The sequence below is a fragment of the Microbacterium sp. Kw_RZR3 genome, from assembly GCF_029222405.1.
Lineage (GTDB): Bacteria > Actinomycetota > Actinomycetes > Actinomycetales > Microbacteriaceae > Microbacterium.
Map to the genome: position 1 here is coordinate 1 of NZ_JARHXC010000153.1, position 3,734 is coordinate 3,734.

At 71.3% G+C, this 3,734-nt stretch carries 4 protein-coding genes; 1 reads left to right on the forward strand and 3 read right to left on the reverse strand.

Annotated features, from left to right (window positions below):
* The first annotated feature begins 269 nt into the window (after positions 1-269).
* On the forward strand, positions 270-788 hold the full coding sequence (locus tag P2P98_RS08175) for a GNAT family N-acetyltransferase (protein WP_275798935.1): 519 nt from the start codon (positions 270-272) through the stop codon (positions 786-788).
* Between the two features lie 68 nt (positions 789-856).
* Here the strand turns inward: P2P98_RS08175 and P2P98_RS08180 are convergent, their stop codons facing one another.
* The 3 genes from P2P98_RS08180 to P2P98_RS08190 all read right to left on the reverse strand — a co-directional run.
* Complete coding sequence (locus P2P98_RS08180; protein ID WP_275798938.1) at positions 857-1,690, reverse strand: ADP/ATP-dependent (S)-NAD(P)H-hydrate dehydratase; 834 nt, start codon at positions 1,688-1,690, stop codon at positions 857-859.
* Positions 1,674-2,426, reverse strand: a complete 753-nt coding sequence (locus P2P98_RS08185; RefSeq protein WP_275798941.1) for a histidine phosphatase family protein — start codon at positions 2,424-2,426, stop codon at positions 1,674-1,676. The genes P2P98_RS08180 and P2P98_RS08185 overlap by 17 nt, the downstream gene beginning before the upstream one ends.
* 292 nt (positions 2,427-2,718) lie before the next feature.
* Positions 2,719-3,734: Ldh family oxidoreductase (locus P2P98_RS08190; protein WP_275798943.1), on the reverse strand; the 1,016-nt coding region annotated here is incomplete at its 5' end.

The window sequence follows — 3,734 nt, forward strand, 5'->3', positions numbered from 1 at the left end:
CGGTAGCGCGAGCGACCCCGTGACGCCAGCGTGTTACCCCGCGAGGCGGACCTTTGCGGAGCGTGGCAGACGGTTGCGACGTGTGAAACGGAGCCTCGCGAGCGACAGAACCCCGGCTTAGCGTTTCGGGCACCCACCGGCTTCACCGCCGATCCGCCGCACGAGGAGCACGCCATGACCACCACCGCGCCGGCCCCCGCCGCCCGCCCCGTCGCCGCGCCACAGGCTGCCGAGAAAGTCGATCTCGCCCCTCGAGAAGAATGGATGCCATGACCCCCGCGACCCCATCGACGCTGACCATCCGCCCGGTCGAGCCACACGAGCTCGCCGAGGCCGGTCGCGTGACCGTCGAGGCCTACCGCCACAGCTACGACGGGCTCACCGAGAGTTACGTCGCCTCGCTCGCCGACGTCGCCGGCCGCCTGGCTCACGGCGAGGTGTGGGTGGCCGTGAACGCCTCGGGCGAGATCGTGGGCACGGTGTGGGTCCCGCGACCCGGGGAACGGCTGTCACCCCTCGCGCGCGACGGCGAACTCGACTTCCGCCAGCTGGCGGTGGCCCCCTCGGCGCGCGGTCGCGGGGTCGGCGAGGCACTCACCCGCCACGTCATCGATCTCGCGCGCGCTCGGGGAGCGCGGCGGGTCGTCATGAACAGCGGCCCCGAGATGATCGGCGCGCATGCGCTGTACCTCAAGCTCGGGTTCCGGCGCCTGACCGAGCGGGAGCACCCGGTCGAGGTGGAGCCGGGGCGGTTCCTCGACCTGCGGGCTTTCGGGTTCGAGCTCTGAGCGGCGACGAACGTCGCGGGGGAGCGGCGGTGACTCGGGTCCGGATGAAGGCGAAGACCGTCGACAGCTCAGCTGTCGTGGACGACCGCGGTCAGCTCCGTCAGCAGATCGCGCGCGAGGAACCCGATGCCGACACGTTCGGTGAGCCGGTCGCCCGCCCGCGCGTGCGTCCAGCCACCCCAGACTGCCGCGCGCTCCGGTTCCATGCCGAGGGCGGCGAACCCGGCGATCGCGCCCGCCAGCACGTCGCCGCTCCCGGCCGTGCCCAAGCCCGAGCCCCCGGGCTCTGCTCGCCACGCCCGTCCGTCCGGGGTGGCCACGGTCGCGAAGCAGTGCACCACCGCCGAGAAACGATCGGCGATCTCGCGCACATCGGCGACCCGGTCGTCCCCCAGATCGCGCCCGAGCAGCAGCGCCGCTTCTTCTTCGTTCGCGTTGATGATGAGTTCGTCCGGCAGGATGCCGCGGTCCACATCGGGCAGGATGCCGAGCGCGAAGGCATCCAGCACGAGCCTGTCGATATCCGCGTCGGCGACGGCGAGGAGCGCCGCGCGAGTGGCATCCGGATCATCGAAACCGGGCCCGAGGAGAACCGCATCGGCGGACTCGACCGCGGAACGCAGGTGCTCGTCGAGCGGCTGCGATCCGGCCGGGAGCGTGTAGACGCCGGCCTCCGGAATCGCCGGTCCGAGCGGCGGCGCGACGTCGGCGGGGACGGCCAGACCCACGCGGCCCGCGCCCACGCGCAGCGTCGCCTCGGCCGACAGCAGGACACCGCCCGGTGACCGGGTCGAGCCGCCCACGACGACGACCTGGCCCCGCGACTTCTTCGACCCGCCGGGTTCAGGGAGGCCCCACTCGCGCAGCAGCGACAGCGTGACGTTCTCAGTGCTCGAGGCCATCGTCTTCTCCCGAGTGGACGGTGATGTCGGCGCCCTCGACGGCCAGGTGCTCGACCGACGAGAACGTCGTGAGCTGCCACCCCTTCTCACCACGCAAGAGCCCACCGCGGACGAGCCCACCGCGGACGAGCTCTGTCACCGAGGCGTTGCGCACGGTGTTCTCGGCGGCGAACGACAGCAGCTCCGTCTCGTCGAGGGGCAGCAGCACCGCGAGGATCAGCATCACGACGGCGTCGTGCGCGACGACCATCACGGTCTCGGCGGGGCGATCGAGATTCTCGCCGAGGAACGACCGCAGTCGCAGAGCGACATCGGCCCACGACTCGCCCCCGGGTGGCCGGTGGTAGTACTTGCCGAGATGGCGCCGCCGCGCCGCCTCTTCGGGGTGGAACTCCCGCACCCCGCGTGACGTCAACAGATCCAGGATGCCGAGCTCCCGGTCGCGCAGCCGGTCGTCGACGCGCGTGCGGGTCGAGAGCGCTGTGTCGTCGACCGCGAGGGCGAGGGTCTGCCGCGCGCGGAGGTACGGCGAGACCCAGTATTCGTCGATGCGTCCCGCGCCCTCCCACCACGTGCGCAGCGTCCGCGCCTGATCCTCCCCCGTCGTTGAGAGGGCGACGTCGGCGTCGCGGACGTCGAGGTCGATCGTGGGCGAGCCCTCGCGCTCCGCTCTCGAGGCGGCGACGTTGCCCTCGCTCTCGCCGTGGCGGACCAGCAGGAGTCGGGTGACGGTCATGGCGTCACGCTAGGTCGACGAAGCCGTCCCGCGCAGGGGCGTTGACACGGCACGAGGTCTCCTCCGACGTTCCCCGGACGTCGAGCGCCGACACGAGGCACCGGTACAGCTCGCTGTCGCGCAGCAAGTCGGCTTGCGTTCCGCGCGCGAGGCGCGGGAGAACGACAAGACGTGACCGGCGTCCTGCTCGTCTACCGTGCTCTCGAAGAACCAGGCCTCCTTCGTCCTCTCCGCGCCGACATTCGAGGGCGGACTGCAACAGCACGTTCGATGGAAGTCTTGGGGGCCCAGATCACACGATTGGCGAGATGTTCTGTTCCGCTCCCACACGGCGGAGGTCCTGCACGGTCTGTTCGGGCAGGATGAGTCCTCCCGCGGCTGCGACGGCCTCGGCGGAGCGATCTTCGAGCTCGCCGGGGTAGAACACCTCGGAATGGCCCTGCGCGAGCGGCACCGACTTCGCCTCGTCGACGAGCGCGGCGACACTGGCGCGGTAGTGCTCCACATCCGCGGCGGTCTCGACGTCGATGGCGATGAACATGTGTCCGGCACCGCTGCGCGCGTTCGGTTCGTACGGGCCGTGCACGCCGGTGCCGACGGCGCTGCCGGTCAGGGCGCCCGAGAGCACGTCCATCATGAAGGTGATCGCGTACCCCTTGTGCCCGGCCATGGGCAGGATCACCCCGTGCACCGCTTCAGCGGCATCCGTCGTGCGTGCGCCCTCGGGGGTGAGCGCCCAGGTGTCGGGAATGGGCTCGCCTTTCTGGCGCGCGAGGTAGATCTTGCCGCGCGCGACGGCGGTGTTCGCGATGTCGACCGCGACGACCTTGTCGCCGTAGGGGGCGGCGATCGACCAGGGGTTCGTGCCGAGTCGCTTCTCGCGCCCGCCCCAAGGGGCCATGGCGGGCGAGGCGTTCGTGGTGAGGATGGCGGCGCAGCCGTCGTGCGCGGCGCGGCGGGTGAAGTACATCGCCGTGCCGAAGTGGTTGGAGTTGCGCACGCCCACGAGCCCGACGCCGTGCTGCTTCGCGCGACGCACGGCTTCGATGCGGGCGCGTTCGGTGAGCACCTGACCCATGCCGTCGTGGCCATCGAGGATGAGCATCGCACCGGTGTCGACGACGGTCGTGGGTTCGGCGACCGGGCGCATGGCGCCGGTGCGGAGTCGCTCGAGGTACCACGGCAGCCGCAGGACGCCGTGCGACTGGTGACCCCACTCGTCGGCGGCGACGAGGGAGTCGGCCACGAGCTCCGCGTCGGCGTGGGGGACGTCGACGCTCTCGAAGACGTCGCGCGCGAACGCGCGCA

Bases quoted from the DNA above. Each gene is read 5' to 3' on its own strand.
- P2P98_RS08175 (WP_275798935.1), top strand. From the start codon at position 270: ATGACCCCCGCGACCCCATCGACGCTGACCATCCGCCCGGTCGAGCCA.
- P2P98_RS08180 (WP_275798938.1), bottom strand. From the start codon at position 1,690: ATGGCCTCGAGCACTGAGAACGTCACGCTGTCGCTGCTGCGCGAGTGG.
- P2P98_RS08185 (WP_275798941.1), bottom strand. From the start codon at position 2,426: ATGACCGTCACCCGACTCCTGCTGGTCCGCCACGGCGAGAGCGAGGGC.